The organism is Pseudomonas viridiflava (assembly GCF_900184295.1).
In the GTDB taxonomy this organism is placed as follows: Bacteria; Pseudomonadota; Gammaproteobacteria; order Pseudomonadales; family Pseudomonadaceae; genus Aquipseudomonas; species Aquipseudomonas viridiflava.
The window spans coordinates 5552223-5572774 of the sequence record NZ_LT855380.1; the positions used below are offsets into that span (position 1 = coordinate 5552223).

General features: G+C 59.1%; 17 protein-coding genes. 8 read left to right on the forward strand and 9 right to left on the reverse strand.

The window, feature by feature from the left end; translation table 11 throughout:
* Positions 1 to 5: 5 nt before the first annotated feature.
* From aroB to CFBP1590_RS24910, 7 genes are all read right to left on the reverse strand, one after another.
* Complete coding sequence (gene aroB / locus CFBP1590_RS24880; RefSeq protein ID WP_004882713.1) at positions 6 to 1109, reverse strand: 3-dehydroquinate synthase; 1104 nt, start codon at positions 1107 to 1109, stop codon at positions 6 to 8.
* A gap of 125 nt (positions 1110 to 1234) precedes the next feature.
* A complete protein-coding gene (aroK, locus tag CFBP1590_RS24885; protein WP_004882714.1) occupies positions 1235 to 1753 on the reverse strand; it encodes a shikimate kinase AroK in 519 nt (172 codons plus the stop codon).
* 4 nt (positions 1754 to 1757) lie between these two features.
* Positions 1758 to 3857: a type IV pilus secretin PilQ gene (locus CFBP1590_RS24890; protein WP_057410477.1), complete on the reverse strand. Its 2100-nt coding sequence runs from the start codon at positions 3855 to 3857 to the stop codon at positions 1758 to 1760.
* Positions 3858 to 3904: 47 nt separating this feature from the next.
* A complete protein-coding gene (locus tag CFBP1590_RS24895) occupies positions 3905 to 4432 on the reverse strand; it encodes a pilus assembly protein PilP (RefSeq protein WP_029243168.1) in 528 nt (175 codons plus the stop codon).
* Positions 4429 to 5052, reverse strand: coding sequence for a type 4a pilus biogenesis protein PilO (gene pilO, locus CFBP1590_RS24900; RefSeq protein WP_088236115.1), 624 nt, complete (start codon positions 5050 to 5052; stop codon positions 4429 to 4431). The genes CFBP1590_RS24895 and pilO overlap by 4 nt, the downstream gene beginning before the upstream one ends.
* Positions 5049 to 5627, reverse strand: coding sequence for a PilN domain-containing protein (locus tag CFBP1590_RS24905; RefSeq protein WP_025993896.1), 579 nt, complete (start codon positions 5625 to 5627; stop codon positions 5049 to 5051). Before CFBP1590_RS24905 ends, pilO begins: the two co-directional genes overlap by 4 nt.
* A complete protein-coding gene (locus tag CFBP1590_RS24910; protein ID WP_004882719.1) occupies positions 5627 to 6691 on the reverse strand; it encodes a pilus assembly protein PilM in 1065 nt (354 codons plus the stop codon). Before CFBP1590_RS24910 ends, CFBP1590_RS24905 begins: the two co-directional genes overlap by 1 nt.
* Before the next feature lie 209 nt (positions 6692 to 6900).
* Between CFBP1590_RS24910 and CFBP1590_RS24915 the strand changes: the two genes are divergently transcribed.
* Entirely contained in the window at positions 6901 to 9342 is a 2442-nt protein-coding gene (locus CFBP1590_RS24915; RefSeq protein WP_374729078.1) for a penicillin-binding protein 1A, read from the forward strand.
* Between the two features lie 346 nt (positions 9343 to 9688).
* Entirely contained in the window at positions 9689 to 10144 is a 456-nt protein-coding gene (locus tag CFBP1590_RS24920; RefSeq protein WP_029243170.1) for a YkgJ family cysteine cluster protein, read from the forward strand.
* A 217-nt stretch (positions 10145 to 10361) separates the two neighbouring features.
* Here the strand turns inward: CFBP1590_RS24920 and typA are convergent, their stop codons facing one another.
* Both typA and thiI read right to left on the reverse strand, forming a co-directional pair.
* On the reverse strand, positions 10362 to 12182 hold the full coding sequence (typA, locus tag CFBP1590_RS24925) for a translational GTPase TypA (RefSeq protein WP_025993639.1): 1821 nt from the start codon (positions 12180 to 12182) through the stop codon (positions 10362 to 10364).
* 143 nt (positions 12183 to 12325) lie between these two features.
* Positions 12326 to 13780: a tRNA uracil 4-sulfurtransferase ThiI gene (gene thiI / locus CFBP1590_RS24930; RefSeq protein WP_004882723.1), complete on the reverse strand. Its 1455-nt coding sequence runs from the start codon at positions 13778 to 13780 to the stop codon at positions 12326 to 12328.
* 334 nt (positions 13781 to 14114) lie between these two features.
* On the opposite strand from thiI, the gene glnA reads away from it, so the two are divergent.
* The 6 genes from glnA to ntrC all read left to right on the forward strand — a co-directional run bounded on the left by glnA (position 14115) and on the right by ntrC (position 20536).
* Complete coding sequence (gene glnA / locus CFBP1590_RS24940; RefSeq protein ID WP_004882724.1) at positions 14115 to 15521, forward strand: glutamate--ammonia ligase; 1407 nt, start codon at positions 14115 to 14117, stop codon at positions 15519 to 15521.
* 184 nt (positions 15522 to 15705) lie between these two features.
* Positions 15706 to 16263 (forward strand): chorismate mutase, encoded by a 558-nt coding sequence (locus CFBP1590_RS24945; RefSeq protein WP_058432198.1) that lies wholly within the window; start codon positions 15706 to 15708, stop codon positions 16261 to 16263.
* 69 nt (positions 16264 to 16332) lie between these two features.
* Entirely contained in the window at positions 16333 to 16872 is a 540-nt protein-coding gene (locus tag CFBP1590_RS24950) for a DUF4124 domain-containing protein (RefSeq protein WP_050575422.1), read from the forward strand.
* Positions 16869 to 17492, forward strand: coding sequence for a DUF4124 domain-containing protein (locus tag CFBP1590_RS24955; RefSeq protein WP_088236117.1), 624 nt, complete (start codon positions 16869 to 16871; stop codon positions 17490 to 17492). The genes CFBP1590_RS24950 and CFBP1590_RS24955 overlap by 4 nt, the downstream gene beginning before the upstream one ends.
* Before the next feature lie 525 nt (positions 17493 to 18017).
* On the forward strand, positions 18018 to 19103 hold the full coding sequence (gene glnL / locus CFBP1590_RS24960; protein ID WP_024686098.1) for a nitrogen regulation protein NR(II): 1086 nt from the start codon (positions 18018 to 18020) through the stop codon (positions 19101 to 19103).
* Positions 19100 to 20536, forward strand: a complete 1437-nt coding sequence (ntrC, locus tag CFBP1590_RS24965) for a nitrogen regulation protein NR(I) (RefSeq protein WP_024686097.1) — start codon at positions 19100 to 19102, stop codon at positions 20534 to 20536. The genes glnL and ntrC overlap by 4 nt, the downstream gene beginning before the upstream one ends.
* Positions 20537 to 20552 lie beyond the last annotated feature (16 nt).

Here is a 20552-nt window from a genome sequence, read left to right on the forward strand (position 1 = left end):
TTCCGTTAACCTCTAAGCTGATCCACCAGGGCGCGGTAATCCGCAACCAGAGTGGCCTGTAGTACTTCTTTTGGATAATCGTCCGTGATGACCGCTTCACCCATCTGACGCAGCAGCACCAGACGCAGGCGTCCGTCGATGACTTTTTTGTCGATTGCCATGTGCTCGAGGAAATGTTCCTCGGTCATGTCCTGCGGGGGCACCACCGGCAGACCGGCACGCTGGAAAAGACGTATGCCGCGGTCGCGGTCTTGCGTGCTGATCCAGCCCAGGCGCGAGGACATTTCCAGCGCCATGACCGTACCGGCGGCAACCGCCTCGCCATGCAGCCAGACACCATAGCCCATATGCGTCTCGATGGCGTGACCAAATGTGTGACCCAGGTTCAATGTCGCCCGCACACCCGACTCGCGCTCGTCGGCACCGACGACCAGTGCCTTGGCCGCGCAAGAACGTTCGATGGCCGTGGTCAATGCAGCCTGATCCAGCCCGCGCAACGCATCGACATGCTCTTCGAGCCAGGTCAGGAACGGCTCGTCGCATATCAGCCCGTACTTGATGACTTCCGCAAGCCCGGCGGACAGCTCACGCGCAGGCAGGGTATTGAGCGAAGTGGTGTCGATCAGCACGACACCCGGCTGGTAGAACGCACCAACCATGTTCTTGCCCAGCGGATGATTGATGCCGGTCTTGCCGCCCACCGAGGAATCAACCTGCGACAGCAGCGTGGTCGGGATCTGAATGAAGTTCACGCCGCGCTGATAGCACGCGGCGGCAAACCCGGCCATGTCGCCGATGACGCCGCCACCCAGGGCGATGACCGTTGTGCGGCGGTCATGGCGGGCCGTCAGCAGACCGTCGAAAATGGTTTGCAGGGTTTCCCAGTTCTTGAACGCTTCGCCATCGGGAAGCACGATTGGCAGCACGTTATAACCGGCGAGCGTGCGGGTCAGTCGCTCTAGATACAGCGGCGCGACCGTTGTATTGGACACGATGGCCACCTGGCGCCCGACGATATGCGGGGTCAGGAGTTCGGGACGGTCCAGAAGGCCTTCGCCGATATGGATCGGATAGCTACGCTCACCAAGCTCGACCTTAAGTGTCTGCATGTGTCCCCACGTTGATTGCCGGTTCGACGGTTGCACACCTGGGTGCGTCAGGATGGCCATTGTGCCGGACCCTGTACCGTCGCTGTTTTATTGGTCGCCGAGGATAGCGCATTTTTGTCTGCGCTTTAACGGGGAGGAAGCTCGGCAAGACGCGCCAGGATGTCCAGAACCACCATACGCGGCGGCCGCTCGTCGGTTTCGACCACCAGATCGGCAATCTCCCGGTACAGCGGGTCGCGAATGGCCAGCAATTCGCCCAGCACGCGAGCGGGATCCGCCGTACGCAACAAGGGCCGATTGCGGTCGCGTGCCGTCCGGCCGACCTGCTGCTCGACCGACGCATGCAGATACACCACTCGTCCACCAGCGTGCAGCGCCTGACGATTTTCGCTGCGCATGACCGCACCGCCGCCCGTGGCCAGAACAACGCCATCGGCTTCACACAGTTCTGCAATCATTGCCTGCTCACGGTCGCGAAAGCCCGGTTCGCCTTCCTTGTCGAAAATCCAGGGAATATTGGCACCGGTGCGCAACTCGATTTCCTTGTCGGAATCCTTGAACGGCAGTCGCAACTCTTTGGCAAGCAAACGGCCGATGGTGCTCTTGCCAGCACCCATCGGCCCCACAAGTATTAAATTTCGCACAGAATCAACGACTCACAGCAATCGCCTGGTTGTTCATGATACGCGGTGTCAGAAATACCAACAGCTCGGATTTCGCCTCTGCCACCACGTCGCGCCTGAAAAGGCGGCCAAGATACGGCACATCACCGAGAAATGGCACTTTCTCTACAACTTTACTTTGCGTATTGGAGAACACCCCGCCGATCACGATGGTCTCGCCATCGGAAATCAGCACCTTGGCGTTGACCTCGTTCTTCTTGATAGGAGGCACGCCCAGCACCGCATTGAGGTAATCAGGCTCGTCCTTGGTAACCTTGACCTCCATGATGATGCGGTTGTCCGGCGTGATCTGTGGCGTGACCTCAAGCGACAGGGACGCCTCCTTGAAGCTCACTGTCGTGGCACCGCTGGAGCTGGATTCCTGATACGGAATCTCCGTGCCCTTGAGGATCTTGGCAGTCTCCTTGTCGGAGGTGACGACCTTGGGCTGGGAGACGATTTCACCGTTGCCGGTCTTCTCCATAGCACTCAGCTCAAGGTCCAGCAGTGCATTGTTGGTCAGGAAACCGATCCCGACACCCGCCGTGGCATCTGGAGCACCCAGATCCACAAACGGAATGTTGGCCGTCAGATCGTTGCCCGTGTTGCCTGCTTCATCACCATTATCGTCGAGGCCGCCGACACTCCACTTGCGCGACCGGTCGGTTCGCCCGCCCCAGCGCACGCCGATCTGCTTGTCATAGTCGACGTTGGCTTCAACTATCCGCGCCTCGATCATCACCTGACGTACCGGAATATCCAGCTGCGAGACGATGCGGCGCAGCTCGTCGAGTCGATCCTGAGTCTGATACGCAATGATGTTGTTGGTGCGCTCATCCACAGTAATGGAACCACGCTCGTCCGCCTTGGACTCGGCGCTGGTGACCGACTGGAACAGCTTGGCGATATCCGCAGCCTTGGCGTAGTTGACCTGCAGCAGCTCACGACGCAACGGGGCCAGTTCGGCAATCTGCTTGAGCGACTCCAGTTCCTGACGCTCACGCGCGGCGATCTCGTCAGCCGGGGCGACCAGCAACACGCTGCCGACCTTGCGCTTGTCCAGCCCTTTGGTCTTGAGCACCAGGTCCAGCGCCTGATCCCACGGCACGTTCTGCAGACGCAGGGTGATGCCGCCCTGAACCGTGTCACTGGCGACCAGATTGAGGTTAGTGAAATCGGCGATCAGTTGCAGTACCGAACGCACATCGATGTCCTGAAAATTCAGCGAAAGCTTCTCGCCGGTGTAGACCGGCTTGTCAGCAGCGCGACGATCCACGTCCTCATTGGTCAATGGGCGCACGCTGATGGTCAGCTTGTTCTCGGTCTGGAACGCCGAATAATCGAACGCACCCGATGGCTCGATGGAAATGCTGGCCTTGTCGCCGGACGCCGTGGCGCTGACGAATTGCACGGGTGTGGCAAAGTCTTTCACGTCCAGACGCACGCGCAACGGATCGGGCAATTGCGTCTTGGCGAAATCGACACGGATCTTGCCGCCCTGCTCCTGAATATCTGCAGCGATGCTGGCATTGCTCAGGTCGATGACCACGTTGCCTTCGCCCAGCTCACCGCGCTGGAAGTCGACATTGCGAATGGCTCTGACGCCCGCAGGCACATAGGGCCGCGCCGATGCCGGTGTGGGTGGCGGCACGGCGACCCGTGCAGCGCCCTTGGCGGTGGTCGGCTGCGAAGCCTGTGCCGCCGCCGCACCCTGACCGATGACCACGAACAGGTTGTTGCCATCGACGCGTGAGCTGTACGGCGAAAGCGTCGTCAGGTTGATGATGACTCGCGTACGGTCCTGCGCCTGCACAACCACCACACTGCGGGCATTGCCTGCGCCCAGATCACGGCTCTTGGTCGCCAGCTGGCTGGTCACGCCCGGCAGGTCCAGCGCAATGCGCGCAGGCTGCTCGGTGGTATAGCCGCGTGGCGCGGGCACCGGTGCATCGAAGGAAAGCTTGAGCTCGATTCGATCACCCGGCAGGGCTGCGACGTCGAGCGTCTTGAGATTGGCAGCCTGGAGAACCGGCGACATCATCGCTATCCATAACGAAACGCCGATAATCGAGAGAATCCGGGTCATGATCAATTTCCGTTGTGCGGTGCTGTACATGCTTGGCCTTGCCCACTTCATGAGCGTTCTTTGAGGGCGATACTGCGCGGCCTTTCCAGCCAGGCCCCCTCTCCATCAGGAACTATTTCAATGACATCGACCTGCCCGTCGCTGACCGACACGATGCGACCGTTGTTGCGACCCAGATAATCACCCACTTTCACGCGATAGACGCCTCCGGCCCCTTTCAACAGGGCGAAGATGCCGGAGTCGTTGCCGATGGTACCCACCATGTCGAACGACTCGATGTTGAAGCCTTCGAGAAACTGCCTGACGCGAGTATCGTCCGGCGCAATCAGACGCGAGCCTTTCTGACGATTGAGCGCATCGACCTTGACCGCAGGCTGAAAGGGGCTGCGCAGACTGGCGGCGTTGTAGGTGAACGCCTCATAGGCACGAAACCTTGGCAAAGGCTCGATGGTGCCGCTCGGACGCGACTGGGCCTGAGCCACAAACTCGCTCAGGTCAGCGTAATCATTGCCGCCACCGCAACCAGCCAACCCCGCCAGGACCGTACTGACGCACAACACACGCGCCACCCTCATTTCTTCAACCCTTCATCGTTGTAGCGGTAGGTCTTGGCCAGAATGTTCATGCGCAACTTGGCAGGCACCTTGGGATCAGCCGGTTTGATATCGAAATCATGCAGCGTCACGATGCGCGGCAACCCGGCCACGCCACTGACGAAGGTCGCCAGATCGTGATAGCCGCCGACCACTGTGATCTGTATCGGCAGTTCGATGTAGAACTGCTGCACCGCCTCGGGCAACAGTTTGATTTCTTCGAACTCCAGGCCGCTGCCCAGACCGGTGCGGGTAATGTCTTCAAGCAGGCCAGGCACTTCGGTGTCGCTGGGCAATTGCCGAAGCAGCGCGCCAAAGGTGTTTTCCATTTCCTCCATCTGCTTTTTGTAGGGCTCCAGGTTCGCGGCCTGGAACGCCTTGGTGGAAAACTGTTCCTTGAGCGAAACCTCACTGGCCTGCGCGTTCTCAAGCTGGGTTTCCATGTCCTGAATGAACAGGAAATAGCCCAGGGCAAAGATCAAAACAGCCAGCAGCACACCGGCAATCGCCTTGACTGCAGCAGGCCATGAACCCAGGTTGTTGAGGTCGAGTTCGTTGAGTTCGACCTTGCGAAGCCCTTCCAGCCACTCGCTCACGTTCATGGCTTGGCTCCTTCGGCAGGAACTTGTACCTGGGGCTGGGTCTGGCGCACGGTCAATTGAAAGACGTTGGCCTGATCCACGGCACCCGCAGTCGTCGCCTTGACCTCGGTCAGGCTTGGCGCCTCCAGCCAGTCGGATGCTTCAAGATTACGCATGAGGTCGGAAACCCGGTTGTTCGATTCGGCCGCACCGGTGATCGCGATCAGTTTGTCAGTCATCTTGACCTGCGAGAAATACACGCCATCCGGCAGGGTGCGGGCGAGCTGATCGAACACCCGTCCGGTGATCGGGCGGTTGCCCTGCAGGTCCTGGATGATTTTCATGCGCTCCAGCAACTGCTTGCGCCGCGCTTTCAAATCGCTGATTTCCTTGATGCGCACATCAAGTTGCGCGATCTCTTTCTGCATGAAGGTATTGCGCGCCAACTGGTTGTCGATCGCCATACCGATGTAGCGATCGATCAGGAACAGCACGCCGACAGAGACCACCAGCACGCAGACCAATACAGTCAGGAAGCGTTTCTTGCGCTCTTCGCGCAGTTCTTCACGCCAAGGTAAAAGGTTGATCCGCGCCATCAGTCGAAGCTCCTCAAAGCAAGACCGCACGCGATCATCAGCGCGGGCGCATCACTGGCCAGCGCTCCGGCGTTGACCTTGGAACTGAGGGCCATGTCGGCAAACGGGTTGGCCACCTGGGTCGGCGTGCCGAGTCGGCGCTGAATCAGATGCTCCAGGCCGGAAATGGAAGCCGTACCGCCAGCGAGCATGATGTGATCCACAGAGTTGTACTGGCCTGCCGCGAAGAAGAACTGAAGTGAGCGCGAGACCTGCTGCACCAACGCATCCTTGAAGGGTTCCAGCACTTCACTGACATAGTCGTCCGGCAGCCCGCCCTGTTTCTTGGCAAGCCCGGCCTCTTCCATCGACAGGCCATAGCGGCGCTGGATTTCTTCGGTCAGTTGGCGCCCGCCGAACAGTTGCTCACGGGTATAAATGATCCGGCCATGGTGCAGGACGCTCAGTGTGGTCATGGTGGCGCCGATGTCGACGACCGCCACGGTCAGCTCATCGTGACCGTTACCCAGTTGCGCAGCCAGCAGCCCGAACGAACGCTCAAGGGCATAGGCTTCGACGTCGACAACTTTTGCGGTGAGGCCCGCCAGCGCCAGCGCGGCCTCGCGCACCTCGACGTTCTCCTTGCGACAGGCAGCCAGAAGGACTTCCACGCGTTCGGGGTTGCGCAGCGAATAGCCCTGCACTTCGAAATCGATGGCCACTTCTTCAAGGGGATAGGGGATGTACTGGTCAGCCTCGAGCTTGAGCTGATTTTCCATGTCGTCGTCCGAGAGACCGGCATCCATTTCGATCGTCTTGGTGATGACTGCGGAGCCTGCGACAGCGACCGCCACTATTCTGGCGCTGGTCTTGGCCTTGCCAACGACCCGTGACAACGCCTGACCAACCCCTTCGAGTTCGGCAATGTTCTTCTCGACGACGGCATTGGCCGGCAACGGCTCAACAGCGTAAGACTCGACTTTGTAGCGGGTTCCGGAACGACTCAATTCAAGGAGCTTGACCGAGGTGGAACTAATATCGATCCCTAGAAGGGTGTTGGCCTTCTTACCGAAGAGTTCGAACACAACCTGATTCCTATGAGTTTCCGTCACTTACGGAGTTATTTCGGGTCGGCGTCACTGCCAACAGCCTTGACAGTAGCGCAAATCACGCTTGGGGACGAAAAATGCTTATAATGCCCAGCGTTTTTTTCGTTTGAGAAAGCTTCAAGGCGTGTTCATTTGTAAATGCCTGCGCTTAACCCATTATTTTTTCTGGAAATCCAAAAGCCTTGATACGCCTGCTGAAGTTTTTCTGGTGGTCTCTCGTCGCGGTATTCTGCTCGCTGCTGCTCGGCCTGAGCGGCGCGTTCCTTTATCTGAGCCCCACTCTGCCATCCGTTGAGGCGCTGCGAAGCATCCAACTGCAAATCCCTCTGCGCGTGTACAGCAGTGACGGCAAGCTGATCGCCGAATTTGGCGAGATGCGTCGCACGCCGATTCGCTTTGCGGAAATCCCGCCCAATTTCATCAACGCCCTGTTATCGGCCGAAGACGACAATTTCGCCAATCACTACGGTGTCGATCCAAGCAGCCTGATGCGCGCCGCCACCCAGCTGGTGAAGAGCGGCCACATTCAATCGGGCGGCAGTACCATCACGATGCAGGTCGCGAAAAACTTTTTCCTGACCAGCGAAAGAAGCTTTTCGCGCAAAACCACCGAGATTCTTCTCGCCTTGCAAATCGAGCGCCAACTGACCAAGGACGAGATTCTCGAGCTGTACGTCAACAAGATTTATCTGGGCAACCGGGCCTATGGCATCGAGGCGGCGGCGCAAGTCTACTACGGCAAATCGATTCGCGATGTAAGCCTTGCGCAAATGGCCATGATTGCCGGTTTGCCGAAGGCACCGTCACGTTTCAACCCACTGGCCAACCCCACCCGTGCCAAGGAACGCCGCGACTGGATCCTGGGCCGCATGTACCGCCTGGGCAAGATCGACCAGACCGCGTATCAGGCCGCTCTGAACGAGCCGCTGAACGCCAGCTACCACGTTCCGACACCTGAAGTTAACGCGCCTTACATCGCGGAAATGGCACGTGCCGAAATGGTCGGCCGCTACGGCAGCGACGCCTACACCGAGGGTTTCCGGGTTACCACCACCGTCCCGAGCGGCTTGCAGGAAGATGCCAACAAGGCGATTCAGCGCGGCCTGATCGACTACGACCAGCGTCATGGCTATCGCGGACCGGAAAGCCGCTTCCCCGGCATGACCCGCGCCAACTGGGCTCAGGAACTGAGCAAGCAACGCACGATCAACGGCCTGGAGCCTGCCATCGTGACTCAGGTCGACAAGACCGGCCTGAAGGTTCTGACCCGTAACGGCGAGCAGGAAGAGACGGTCGACTGGAGCACCATGAAGTGGGCGCGTCCTTACCTGAACACCAACAGCCTGGGCGCCAATCCCAAGCAGCCGGGAGATGTCGCCAAGGTCGGTGATCTGGTTCGTCTGCTGCGTCAGGACGATGGCTCGCTCAAATTCAGTCAAATTCCCGTCGCGCAGAGCGCACTGGTGTCACTGGATCCGCAGAATGGTGCCATTCGTGCACTGGTGGGCGGCTTCGCGTTCGAGCAGAGCAATTACAACCGTGCCATGCAGGCCAAGCGTCAGCCGGGCTCCAGCTTCAAGCCTTTCATCTATAGCGCCGCGCTGGACAATGGCTACACCGCGTCCAGTCTGGTGAACGATGCACCTATCGTGTTCGTCGACGAATACCTGGACAAGGTCTGGCGTCCGAAGAACGACACCAACACCTTCCTGGGTCCGATTCGCCTGCGCGAAGCGCTGTACAAGTCGCGTAACCTGGTTTCGATCCGTCTGCTCCAGGCTCTGGGCGTGGACAGCACAATCGATTACATCACCCGCTTCGGCTTCGCCAAGCAGGACCTGCCGCGCAACCTGTCGCTGGCACTGGGTACGGCAACGCTGACGCCGATGGAAATCGCCACCGGCTGGAGTGCGTTCGCCAACGGCGGCTACAAGGTCAGTCCTTATCTGATCCAGACCATCGAGAACCGCGACGGCCAGACGATATTCGCCGCCAACCCGCCGAGCGTTCCGGCTCATGACGTGAAGACTGCGCCGGACACGTCGACCTTTGCGGTACACGACAGCCCGAACCTGACGACTCCATCGTCCACGACGCCTGTCGAACCTCAGGCACCTGCCGTGGCCGAGCGCATCGTCGACAGTCGCACCACCTTCATCCTCAACAGCATGCTGCAGGACGTGATCAAGCGCGGCACCGGACGTCGTGCGCTGTCGATGAACAGGCCTGACATTGCGGGCAAGACCGGTACGACCAACGAATCCAAGGATGCGTGGTTCTCGGGTTACAACGCCGATTACGTGACCACGGTCTGGAGCGGTTTCGACCAGCCGGAAAGCCTGGGACGCCATGAATTCGGCGGCACGGTTTCCCTGCCGATCTGGATGGACTACATGAGCGCGGCACTGAAAGACAAGCCGCCGCATCAGCAGGCAGAGCCGGATGGCATCCTCAGCCTGCGCGTCGACCCGGTCAGCGGCCGTGCGGCCACGCCGAGCACGCCGAATGCGTTCTTCGAACTGTTCAAAAGCGAAGACACGCCGCCAAGCGTCAACGAACTGGGCGGCGGCAGCGCGCCGGGCAGCCCACTGCCAGCAGATGAGTCAGCGCCGATCGACCTGTTCTGACGCATTGATAGGGACGCAGAGCGTCCCGAGAGGCATTCCTCACGCGGAGCGTAGGAACGATCAGCGTGATCTCAAGCACGCCGATCGTGCCCACGCTTGTGCTCAGCGTTATACCGAGCCTTGCTGCGACCACCTCCCACGGGGTATGCATTCAGTTAGATACTTACGTTTTGGCCCCGTTTTGCGCGTCTTCCAGACTTGTGTGTAACGATGAGCACTCTGCGTGGGCACGCTGTACGTACGCAGACCTGCACGACCGACAGTCGCCCCGACAATTTTTACTTACTCCAAAACCGTCGAGCCCGTTATGATCGCGCGCCCGATTCACCCGGAAGTCTGAATTCAAATGAAACCCACCTTGATCGCCGCCGCAGAACTCGATCGCATCGATACCTGGGCAAAGTACTCCAGCCACATGTGCGGAGGCTGCGTGTCCAGCTGCTGCACGCTGCCGGTCGAAGTGAAGATCAAGGACCTGATCCGTATCGGCATCGTCGATGATTTCGAACGTGGCGAGCCTGCGAAGAACATCGCCAAGCGGTTGCAGAAGGAAGGGATCGTCGAGCGCTACAACCAGAAGACCGAGATCTTCACCCTGCAGCGCATGAGCAACAACGACTGCCTGTACCTGGATCGCAAGAGCCGCCTGTGCACCATCTACGACAAGCGCCCGGATACGTGCCGCAACCATCCCAGGATTGGCCCACGTCCCGGCTACTGCGCCTACAAGCCCAAGGCTGTCGTGCGCCCGGAAAGTGGCTCACTGAGAAACGCCACCAGCGCGCCTGTCCCGAAGTTCTGAGCGACTGCCTGATGTGACACGGAGCGTCACGGGCTGCATGGTCACGATCATCTGTAACGCATGATCGTTCCTACGCTCCGCGTGGGAATGCATCCTGGGATGCTCCGCGTCCGCTCTCCCATGTGATGCACGGGGCAAGGCTTTCATAAAACCCACACAAACAAAAACGCCCCCGGCCTTTCGACCGGGGGCGTTTTCGTTCAGCGAGGGCTAAGTATCAAGCCTTGGCTTTCTTGGCAGCGCGGGTACGCTCGCCTTCGTCCAGGATCTTCTTGCGAAGACGGATCGACTTAGGCGTAACTTCGCACAGCTCGTCGTCCTGGATGAATTCCAGAGCCTGTTCCAGAGTGAAACGAACAGGTGGAACCAGAGCGATGGTTTCGTCTTTACCCGAAGCACGCATGTTGTCGAGCTTCTTGCCTTTGGTTGGGTTGACGCCCATGTCGGTGTCACGGCTGTTCAGACCAACGATCTGACCGTTGTAGATCTCTTGACCGTGCTCAACGAACAGCTTGCCACGCGCCTGGAGGGTTTCCAGGGAGTAGGTCAGCGCCTTGCCGGTTTCAACCGAGACCAGAACACCGTTCTGACGGCCGGACATCTGGCCGGACTTCATGGTGTCGTAACGATCGAAGATCGAGGTCAGGATGCCAGCACCGTTGGTCAGGGTCAGGAACTGGTTACGGAAACCGATCAGACCACGAGCAGGGATGTTGTATTCCAGACGCACACGGCCTTTGCCATCCGGCACCATGTTGGTCAGGTCGCCCTTACGCAGACCCATCTCTTCCATCACCTTGCCCTGGGATTCTTCCGGGGTGTCGATGGTGACGTTTTCGAACGGTTCCTGCTTGTTGCCGTCAACGACGCGGATGATCACTTCCGGACGACCAACGCCCATTTCGAAGCCTTCGCGACGCATGGTTTCGATCAGTACCGAGAGGTGCAGCTCACCACGGCCGGAAACCTTGAACTTGTCAGCCGAGTCGCCTTCTTCAACGCGCAGAGCAACGTTGTACAGCAGCTCCTTGTCCAGACGCTCCTTGATGTTACGGGAGGTCACGAACTTGCCTTCTTTACCGCAGAACGGCGAGTCGTTTACCTGGAAGGTCATGGAAACGGTTGGCTCGTCAACAGTCAGAGGCTTCATGGCCTCGACGTTGTCCGGCTGGCACAGGGTGTCGGAGATGAACAAGGAGTCCATACCGCTCACGCATACGATGTCGCCGGCAAACGCTTCTTCAACGTCGATACGGTGCAGACCGTGGTGACCCATCAGTTTCAGGATACGACCGTTACGCTTCTTGCCGTCAGCACCAATGGCGACGACCGGGGTGTTCGGCTTGACGCTACCACGAGCGATACGGCCAACACCGATGACGCCCAGGAAGCTGTTGTAGTCCAGTGCGGAGATCTGCATCTGGAACGGGCCGTCACGGTCAACCTTTGGAGCCGGTACGTTGTCGACGATCGACTGGTACAGCGGGGTCATGTCTTCAGCCATGTCGGTGTGGTCCAGACCGGCAATGCCGTTCAGGGCCGAGGCGTAGACGACTTTGAAGTCCAGCTGTTCTTCGGTGGCACCCAGGTTGTCGAACAGGTCGAAGATCTGGTCCAGAACCCAGTCCGGACGCGCGCCTGGACGGTCAACCTTGTTGATGACCACGATTGGACGCAGGCCGGCTTCGAAAGCCTTCTTGGTCACGAAACGGGTCTGCGGCATAGGGCCGTCCTGAGCATCGACCAGCAGCAGCACGGAGTCGACCATCGACATCACGCGCTCTACTTCACCACCGAAGTCGGCGTGGCCCGGGGTGTCCACGATGTTGATGTGGAAGCCGTTCCAGTTGATCGCGGTGTTCTTCGCGAGAATGGTAATACCGCGCTCTTTTTCCTGGTCGTTGGAGTCCATCACGCGCTCGTCGTTGAGCTCGTTGCGCTCCAGAGTGCCGGATTGACGCAGGAGTTTGTCTACCAGGGTGGTCTTACCATGGTCAACGTGGGCGATGATGGCGATGTTGCGTAGATTTTCGATCACTTGTGTATCTCGATCAGAGGATTCGGTCTGCTGACGGTTTAACGCCGGCGATTAACAGTTACTAGTCGGCAAAAGCCGTTACGGCTTGGCGACTGGTGTCGGGGGGCCGGTGACGCAAGCCACAGGCAAACAGCCCCGGGCACTTAGCTCGGTCGATAAACGCGCACATTGGCATGCCCCTCACTGAGCAAATGGTGAGCATGCAGGCGACTCATGACGCCTTTGTCGCAATACAACAGGTACTGGCGCGTGTTATCCAGTTCCTTGAAACGGCTGTTCAGTGCATAGAACGGCAGCGTTTGTACTTCTATGCCCGGCACCTGCAGCGGCTGGTCTTCCTGCGCATCCGGGTGACGGATGTCGATGACGACCTGACCGGCCAGCGCCTGGCTGACTTCTTCTATATCGACATTGCGGCTCAGATCGTCGATGACCCGATCGATCGAAACCAGCTTTGCGCGCTCGAGCGCCTGCTCGAGAATCGCCATGTCGAACTGTTTTTCTTCGTACTCAACGCGATTCCGCTTGGCGTTGGTCTTGGGGTTGACCGAGATCACCCCGCAATATTCAGGCATGTGTCGGGCGAAGTCGGCCGTACCGATCTCCGTCGCCTGATCCACGATGTCCTGCTTGTGGCTGGCCACCAGAGGCCGCAACACCAGCTTGTCGGTCGCCGAATCGATCAGCGACAGGTTGGGCAGCGTCTGGCTCGACACCTGTGAAATCGCCTCGCCCGTGACCAGCACATCGATTTCGAGACGATCAGCCACGGATGAAGCAGCGCGTAACATCATACGCTTCAAAACTACACCCATATGACTGTTATCGACTTTCTGCAGAATTTCTCCGAGAACTTCCTCGAAAGGCACGCTCACGAACAGCACTCGCTGGGAGCTGCCGTACTTCTTCCAGATGAAATGAGCGACTTCCATCACGCCCAGTTCGTGGGCACGACCGCCCAGATTGAAGAAGCAGAAGTGGGCCATAAGCCCGCGGCGCATGATCTGATAGGCCGCAACGGTCGAATCGAAACCGCCGGACATCAATACCAGGGTCTGCTCCAGCGCGCCGAGCGGATAACCGCCCAGGCCTTTATGCTGGTCATGAACGACAAACAACCGTTGGTCGCGAATTTCCATTCTGACCACCAGATCGGGCTTTTTCAGCTCGATTCCGGCCGCGCCGCACTGCTGACGCAACTGGCTGCCGACGTATTTCTCGACATCCATGGAGCTGAAATCGTGTCGTCCGGCACGCTTGCAACGCACGGCGAACATCTTGCCCGGCAGCAGGTCGGCGTAGTGCGCTTTGCACTTGGCAACGATGTCATCCATGTCGCCCAGCGGGTACTCGGCCACCTGCAGAAAGTTGGCGATGCCAGGCATGCAACTCAGGCGCTCGGTAATGCCCTGCAGCACTTTGGGGTCGGTCAGCCGGGTCTCCACCTCGAGGTTGTCCCATACGCCACCCACAACAATGTCCGCGTCCAGTTCCCGGAGCACGGTACGAATGTTCTTGCCCAGCTGCCGGATGAACTTCTTGCGAACCGGCGGGCTTTTGATGGTGATTTCTGGGAAAACTTTAACGATTAGTTTCATGGAAACGGTGCGTGAGGTGCCGACCAAAAAAGGGGGGCGCGGATTATAGCGGAAATTGCTCACGGTTTAACCAGTTATCGTACGGCCAATCATCTACGCACCAAAAAGGGTCGGCGCTTCAATTGCCAGCGCCATAAAGGTGCGTGATTTTTCCGAGAATCCTCATTTGACGCCCTGAAAGCCTCGGATTGAGGCAAAAAACCCAACACGGGGCACTGGCATGCAAATTGCTCCCTTGTGAGGCAGGTTGCCTTGGCAGAGTATTCGCGCCGGCATCACCCAAATTCAAGGGGCCCAAAACTATAAGGCGGTCCCTAGCCACCCGGAGGACACCATGTCGAAGTCGGTTCAACTCATCAAAGATCATGACGTTAAGTGGATTGATCTGCGCTTCACAGACACCAAGGGCAAGCAGCAGCACGTCACGATGCCTGCGCGCGATGCGCTGGAAGACGACTTCTTTGAAGTCGGCAAAATGTTCGACGGTTCCTCCATCGCTGGCTGGAAAGGCATCGAAGCCTCCGACATGATCCTGCTGCCGGACGACGAAACTGCCGTTCTCGATCCGTTCACCGAAGAGCCGACCATCATTCTGGTCTGCGACATCATCGAACCTTCGACCATGCAGGGCTACGATCGCGACCCACGCGCCATCGCCCACCGTGCCGAGGAATATCTGAAGTCCACCGGTATCGGTGACACCGTATTCGTAGGTCCTGAGCCAGAGTTCTTCGTCTTCGACGAAGTGAAGTTCAAGTCCGACATCTCCGGCTCCATGTTCAAGATCTTCTCCGAACAGGCTTCCTGGATGACCGACGGCGACATCGACGGCGGCAACAAGGGCCACCGTCCTGGCGTCAAGGGTGGCTACTTCCCGGTTCCACCGGTCGACCACGACCACGAAATCCGTACCGCAATGTGCAACGCCCTGGAAGAAATGGGCCAGATCGTGGAAGTACACCACCACGAAGTTGCCACTGCCGGCCAGAACGAAATCGGCGTGAAATTCAACACGCTGGTCAAGAAGGCTGACGAAGTTCAGACCCTCAAATACTGCGTACACAACGTTGCCGATGCCTACGGCCGTACCGCTACCTTCATGCCGAAGCCTCTTTATGGCGACAACGGTTCGGGTATGCACGTGCACATGTCCATCTCCAAAGATGGCAAGAACACCTTCGCAGGCGAAGGCTATGCCGGTCTGTCCGACACTGCCCTGTTCTTCATCGGCGGTATCATCAAGCACGGCAAGGCACTGAACGGCTTCACCAACCCGTCGACCAACTCGTACAAGCGTCTGGTCCCAGGTTTCGAAGCACCGGTCATGCTGGCCTACTCGGCACGTAACCGCTCCGCGTCCATCCGTATTCCTTACGTCTCCAGCCCACGCGGCCGTCGTATCGAAGCACGCTTCCCGGATCCGGCAGCCAACCCGTACCTGGCGTTCGCTGCACTGTTGATGGCTGGCCTGGACGGCATCCAGAACAAGATCCACCCTGGCGACGCAGCTGACAAGAACCTGTATGACCTGCCGCCTGAAGAGGCCAAAGAGATTCCACAGGTTTGCGGCAGCCTGAAAGAAGCCCTGGAAGAACTGGACAAGGGCCGTGCGTTCCTGACCAAGGGCGGCGTATTCAGCGACGACTTCATCGATGCCTACATCGAGCTGAAAAGCGAAGAAGAAATCAAGGTCCGCACCTTCGTACACCCACTGGAATACGAGCTGTACTACAGCTGCTGATCCAGTCGCACCAACGTTGATGGCCTGACGTTGATGGCGTAACAAAAGACCTCCTTCGGGAGGTCTTTTTGTTTGCGCAATATCAATTGTCGGACAATTCATGAATCTTTATTCACTCGAAGGCACTGGCCCCGAACCGCGACGTGGCGTTAACTCTTCATCCTTTCCCACGATGGAGCGCCCCATGCGCATGCTTCTCGCCAGTTCGTTACTGACCCTGACCTGTCTGTCCTCAGGCTTTATCTTCGCCGCCGAGCAGAAACCTTCCGCCCTTGAACCTTTGCTGCAGGCCATCAGCGAGCGCCTGACGATTGCCGATCAGGTGGCTCTCAGCAAATGGGACAGTGGCAAGGCCGTCGAAGACCCGCCCCGCGAGCAACAGGTGATTACCGCTGCCCAGGCGCGTGCCGCCGAGTTCAAGTTGAACCCGGAGGATGTCCAGCGGCTGTTCCGTGCCCAGATTGAAGCCAACAAGCGTGTGCAGAACGCCCTGCTTGCCCAATGGCACGCGGCAGGCAAGGCGCCCGACACCGTACGTCTGAGCCTGGTCGACGACATCCGTCCGAAACTGGATCGCCTGCAGACTGAATTGTTGAAGGCCTACGCGGACTTCCAGCCGGTGCGCATGTCGAGCGATTGCCAGACGCTGCTGGACGCCGCACTCAAGCGCCACCTGAGCGACCCAATCCATGATCAGGCGCTGGTGCTGGCCACTGCGGATCTGTGCGCACCAAAACTGTAAGCCTGTCTGCACGACACAGGGCGAAGTGTTCTATGCTGGTGACCTTTGCCCTTCGCTGTCGAGCCCCCCATGCGTCAAAGCCTCATCTGCCTGTTCCTATTGATCAGCCTGCCTGCCGTAGCGCAGATCTATAAGTACACCGACGCGAATGGCAATACGGCGTTCAGTAATGAGCCACCCAATGGCGTCAAGACCGAAGTCGTCGAACTGCCGCCGCTCAACAGCGTGGAATCCCGTCCCTCCCGACCGGTCCTCAACACCGCGCCGCAAGCAGTCGAGTCGCAGACTCAAACGCCGGCACAGTCTCAAGACGCCTACAGCACGCTCGAACTCTCTGACCTGCCGACCGACGAGGCACTGCGCGCCAACAACGGTTCTTTCATCATCGGCGTGAAAATCCAGCCGCGTCTGCAACAGGCCCACCGCCTGCAACTGCTGCTGGACGGCAACCTGTATGGCCAGCCCACCAACCTTCCGCGCTTTCAGGTCATGAACATTGATCGTGGCGAGCACAGCTTCGCAGTGGTAGTGAAGGACGGCGAACGCATCATCCAGCAAAGCGAGACCATCACCCTGACCGTGCAACGCGTTCACCTCGGCAAGCCATGAACGTGCGCAACCTGCTGCTGACGCTGTTATTGCTCTACGCGCTGCCCGCGCTGGCGGACGTTTACACCTATATAGATGCCAACGGTAATCGAGTCTTTACCGACCAGCCGCGCAAGAAGGCCAAGCGCGTCGACATCCCGCCCAGCAACAACATGACCGGCACGCCGCCCACCCGGACCCTCAAGAGCAAACCCGTCGAAAGCAAGCCGCCTGCGATCTTCCACTATCAGCTGTTGCGAGTGCTTGTGCCTGAACCGGATGCCGCGATCAGCAGCCCCAGCGGCGACCTGATCGTGACGGTGACCAGCGATCCGGTATTACAGCCCGGCCACAGTTATCGTCTTTTGCTGGACGGGGTTGCCGTAGGCCAGCCGGGACGCAGCCCGGTGTTTCCACTGAGCAATATTGACCGGGGCACGCATCAGATCTCTGTCGAGATCTTCGACCCATTGGGACGGGTACTGGAAAAGACGCCCAACCAGTCCTTTCACTTGAAGCGCATTTCCCTTGCACAGAAGCGTGCAGTCAACCCGTGCAAGACCGAGGAGTACGGTGTTCGCCCTGAGTGCCCGATCAAGGACAAGCCCGAACCGGAAAGCAGCATTCTGCCGTTCCTCTGAAGCTATCTCGTCTTCGACGTAGCGCTGTCCCGCAGCAAACACCGGACCGTGGGAGGCGGCTTGCCGGCGATCTGCCGGGAACCGGCAGCAAAACCTGCACACGCGGTGTGTCAGATGCACCTTGGGGCCGCTGCGCAGCCCATCGCTGCCGTCGTAACCTGCGAGAGCTCCTACGCCCTGCGGGCAGAAGCCGATTTCAACCAATCTTCAGGCACTGGACGCGTGACAGGAGACGGCATACGCCAGGGCACCTTTTTGGTGCGCTAATCTGGCATCCACGCAACAATACAGCCCACTTTGGTTCAGAAATCACCCTCAAGTAGCGCCGTATGCGGGCACGCGTTCGAAAAAAGCACCTGTTTTGCAGAGAAAACGCTTCTTTTCGGAGCCTTGGTTTGGTTTTTGCAACTTCACCGGCATAGCACCCCGTCAAGCACCATATGGGTGGCTCTGCCCGTGCTGACAAGGACCTGTCAGCACCCGCATAGCGCGATTGCCATGTGCCAAAAGAGGTCAACACGATTCATGACTATCAGCGACGCGCTGCACAGACTGTTACTGGATAACCTGACCACTGCCACCATTCTGCTCAACGCCGACCTGCGTCTCGAGTACATGAACCCGGCGGCGGAAATGCTGCTCGCCATCAGTGGGCAGCGCAGCCATGGGCAATTCATCAGCGAGCTGTTCACCGAGTCGGCCGAAGCGCTGAGTTCACTTCGCCAGGCAGTCGAACAGGCCCACCCTTTCACCAAACGTGAAGCCATGCTCACCGCGCTGACCGGCCAGACCCTGACCGTCGACTACGCCGTAACCCCGATTCTGAGCAAGGGCGAAACCCTGCTGCTGCTTGAAGTCCACCCTCGTGACCGCCTGCTGCGTATCACCAAGGAAGAGGCCCAGTTGTCCAAGCAGGAAACCACCAAGATGCTGGTGCGCGGCCTGGCCCACGAAATAAAGAATCCGCTGGGCGGGATCCGCGGCGCAGCACAACTGCTGGCTCGCGAACTGCCTGAAGAAAGCCTCAAGGATTACACCAACGTCATCATCGAAGAAGCCGACCGCCTGCGTAACCTCGTTGACCGGATGCTGGGCTCCAACAAATTGCCTTCGCTGGCGATGACCAACGTGCATGAAGTGCTCGAGCGGGTGTGCAGTCTGGTCGAAGCCGAAAGCCAGGGCTGCATCACGCTGGTGCGCGACTATGACCCGAGCATTCCGGATGTCTTGATCGACCGCGAGCAGATGATTCAGGCCGTGCTCAATATCGTGCGCAACGCGATGCAGGCCATCAGCGGTCAGAACGAATTGCGCCTGGGCCGCATCACCATGCGCACCCGTGCCATGCGCCAGTTCACCATCGGCCACGTGCGCCACAGGCTGGTGAGCAAGATCGAGATCATCGACAACGGTCCGGGCATCCCGGCCGAGCTTCAGGAAACCATTTTCTACCCCATGGTCAGTGGCCGCCCGGATGGCACAGGGCTCGGTCTGGCCATTACCCAGAACATCATCAGCCAGCACCAGGGGCTTATCGAGTGTGACAGCCATCCCGGCCACACCACATTCTCGATCTTCCTGCCGCTGGAACAAGGAGCAGCTTCGACATGAGCCGTAGTGAAACTGTCTGGATCGTAGACGACGATCGTTCCATTCGCTGGGTACTGGAAAAGGCCTTGCAACAGGAAGGCATGACCACGCAGAGCTTCGACAGCGCCGATGGGGTGATGAGTCGCCTGGCGCGTCAGCAACCGGACGTGATCATTTCCGACATCCGCATGCCGGGTGCCAGCGGCCTGGACCTGCTGGCGCGAATTCGCGAACAGCATCCACGTCTGCCGGTCATCATCATGACCGCTCATTCGGACCTGGACAGCGCCGTAGCGTCGTATCAGGGCGGTGCGTTCGAGTACCTGCCCAAGCCGTTCGACGTCGATGAGGCCGTCTCGCTGGTCAAGCGTGCCAACCAGCACGCTCAGGAACAGCAAGGCCTGGATGTCGCGCCCACGTTGACCCGCACCCCCGAGATCATCGGCGAAGCGCCTGCGATGCAGGAAGTGTTTCGCGCCATCGGGCGTTTGAGCCACTCCAACATCACCGTATTGATCAATGGCGAATCGGGTACCGGTAAAGAGCTGGTCGCCCACGCCCTGCACCGTCACAGCCCGCGTTCGGCTTCGCCGTTCATTGCGCTGAACATGGCGGCGATCCCCAAGGATCTGATGGAGTCCGAGCTGTTCGGGCACGAGAAAGGCGCCTTCACCGGCGCAGCCAACCTGCGTCGCGGCCGCTTCGAGCAGGCTGACGGCGGCACGTTGTTTCTCGACGAAATCGGCGACATGCCTGCCGACACCCAGACGCGACTGTTGCGTGTTCTGGCAGACGGCGAGTTCTATCGGGTCGGCGGTCATACGCCGGTCAAGGTCGATGTGCGCATCATCGCTGCGACCCACCAGAATCTGGAAACCCTCGTGCAGGCCGGCAAGTTCCGCGAGGACTTGTTCCACCGCCTGAACGTGATCCGTATTCACATTCCGCGCATGTCGGACCGTCGCGAAGACATCCCGACACTCGCCCGCCACTTCCTGAGCCGTGCTGCGCAGGAACTGGCGGTCGAGCCGAAACTGCTCAAGGCCGAGACCGAGGAATACCTCAAGCATCTGCCCTGGCCGGGCAACGTGCGTCAGCTGGAAAACACCTGCCGCTGGATCACGGTCATGGCCTCGGGCCGTGAAGTGCACATCAGCGACCTGCCGCCAGAACTGCTCAGTCTGCCGCAGGATGCTGCGCCGGTCACAAACTGGGAGCAGGCACTGCGTCAGTGGGCCGATCAGGCCCTGTCACGCGGTCAGTCGAGCCTGCTGGACAGCGCCGTGCCGACCTTCGAACGCATCATGATCGAAACCGCCCTCAAGCACACGGCAGGCCGCCGTCGCGATGCCGCCGTGCTGCTGGGTTGGGGCCGAAACACCCTGACCCGAAAAATCAAGGAGTTGGGCATGAAGGTCGATGGCGGGGATGATGACGAGGGTGAGGAAGGCTGACTGCTCTGATATGACC

Coding starts and splice junctions, on each gene's coding strand:
- aroB (WP_004882713.1), bottom strand. CDS start 1,109: ATGCAGACACTTAAGGTCGAGCTTGGTGAGCGTAGCTATCCGATCCAT.
- CFBP1590_RS24890 (WP_057410477.1), bottom strand. CDS start 3,857: ATGACCCGGATTCTCTCGATTATCGGCGTTTCGTTATGGATAGCGATG.
- CFBP1590_RS24895 (WP_029243168.1), bottom strand. CDS start 4,432: ATGAGGGTGGCGCGTGTGTTGTGCGTCAGTACGGTCCTGGCGGGGTTG.
- pilO (WP_088236115.1), bottom strand. CDS start 5,052: ATGAACGTGAGCGAGTGGCTGGAAGGGCTTCGCAAGGTCGAACTCAAC.
- CFBP1590_RS24905 (WP_025993896.1), bottom strand. CDS start 5,627: ATGGCGCGGATCAACCTTTTACCTTGGCGTGAAGAACTGCGCGAAGAG.
- CFBP1590_RS24920 (WP_029243170.1), top strand. CDS start 9,689: ATGAAACCCACCTTGATCGCCGCCGCAGAACTCGATCGCATCGATACC.
- thiI (WP_004882723.1), bottom strand. CDS start 13,780: ATGAAACTAATCGTTAAAGTTTTCCCAGAAATCACCATCAAAAGCCCG.
- glnA (WP_004882724.1), top strand. CDS start 14,115: ATGTCGAAGTCGGTTCAACTCATCAAAGATCATGACGTTAAGTGGATT.
- CFBP1590_RS24945 (WP_058432198.1), top strand. CDS start 15,706: ATGCGCATGCTTCTCGCCAGTTCGTTACTGACCCTGACCTGTCTGTCC.
- CFBP1590_RS24950 (WP_050575422.1), top strand. CDS start 16,333: ATGCGTCAAAGCCTCATCTGCCTGTTCCTATTGATCAGCCTGCCTGCC.
- CFBP1590_RS24955 (WP_088236117.1), top strand. CDS start 16,869: ATGAACGTGCGCAACCTGCTGCTGACGCTGTTATTGCTCTACGCGCTG.
- glnL (WP_024686098.1), top strand. CDS start 18,018: ATGACTATCAGCGACGCGCTGCACAGACTGTTACTGGATAACCTGACC.
- ntrC (WP_024686097.1), top strand. CDS start 19,100: ATGAGCCGTAGTGAAACTGTCTGGATCGTAGACGACGATCGTTCCATT.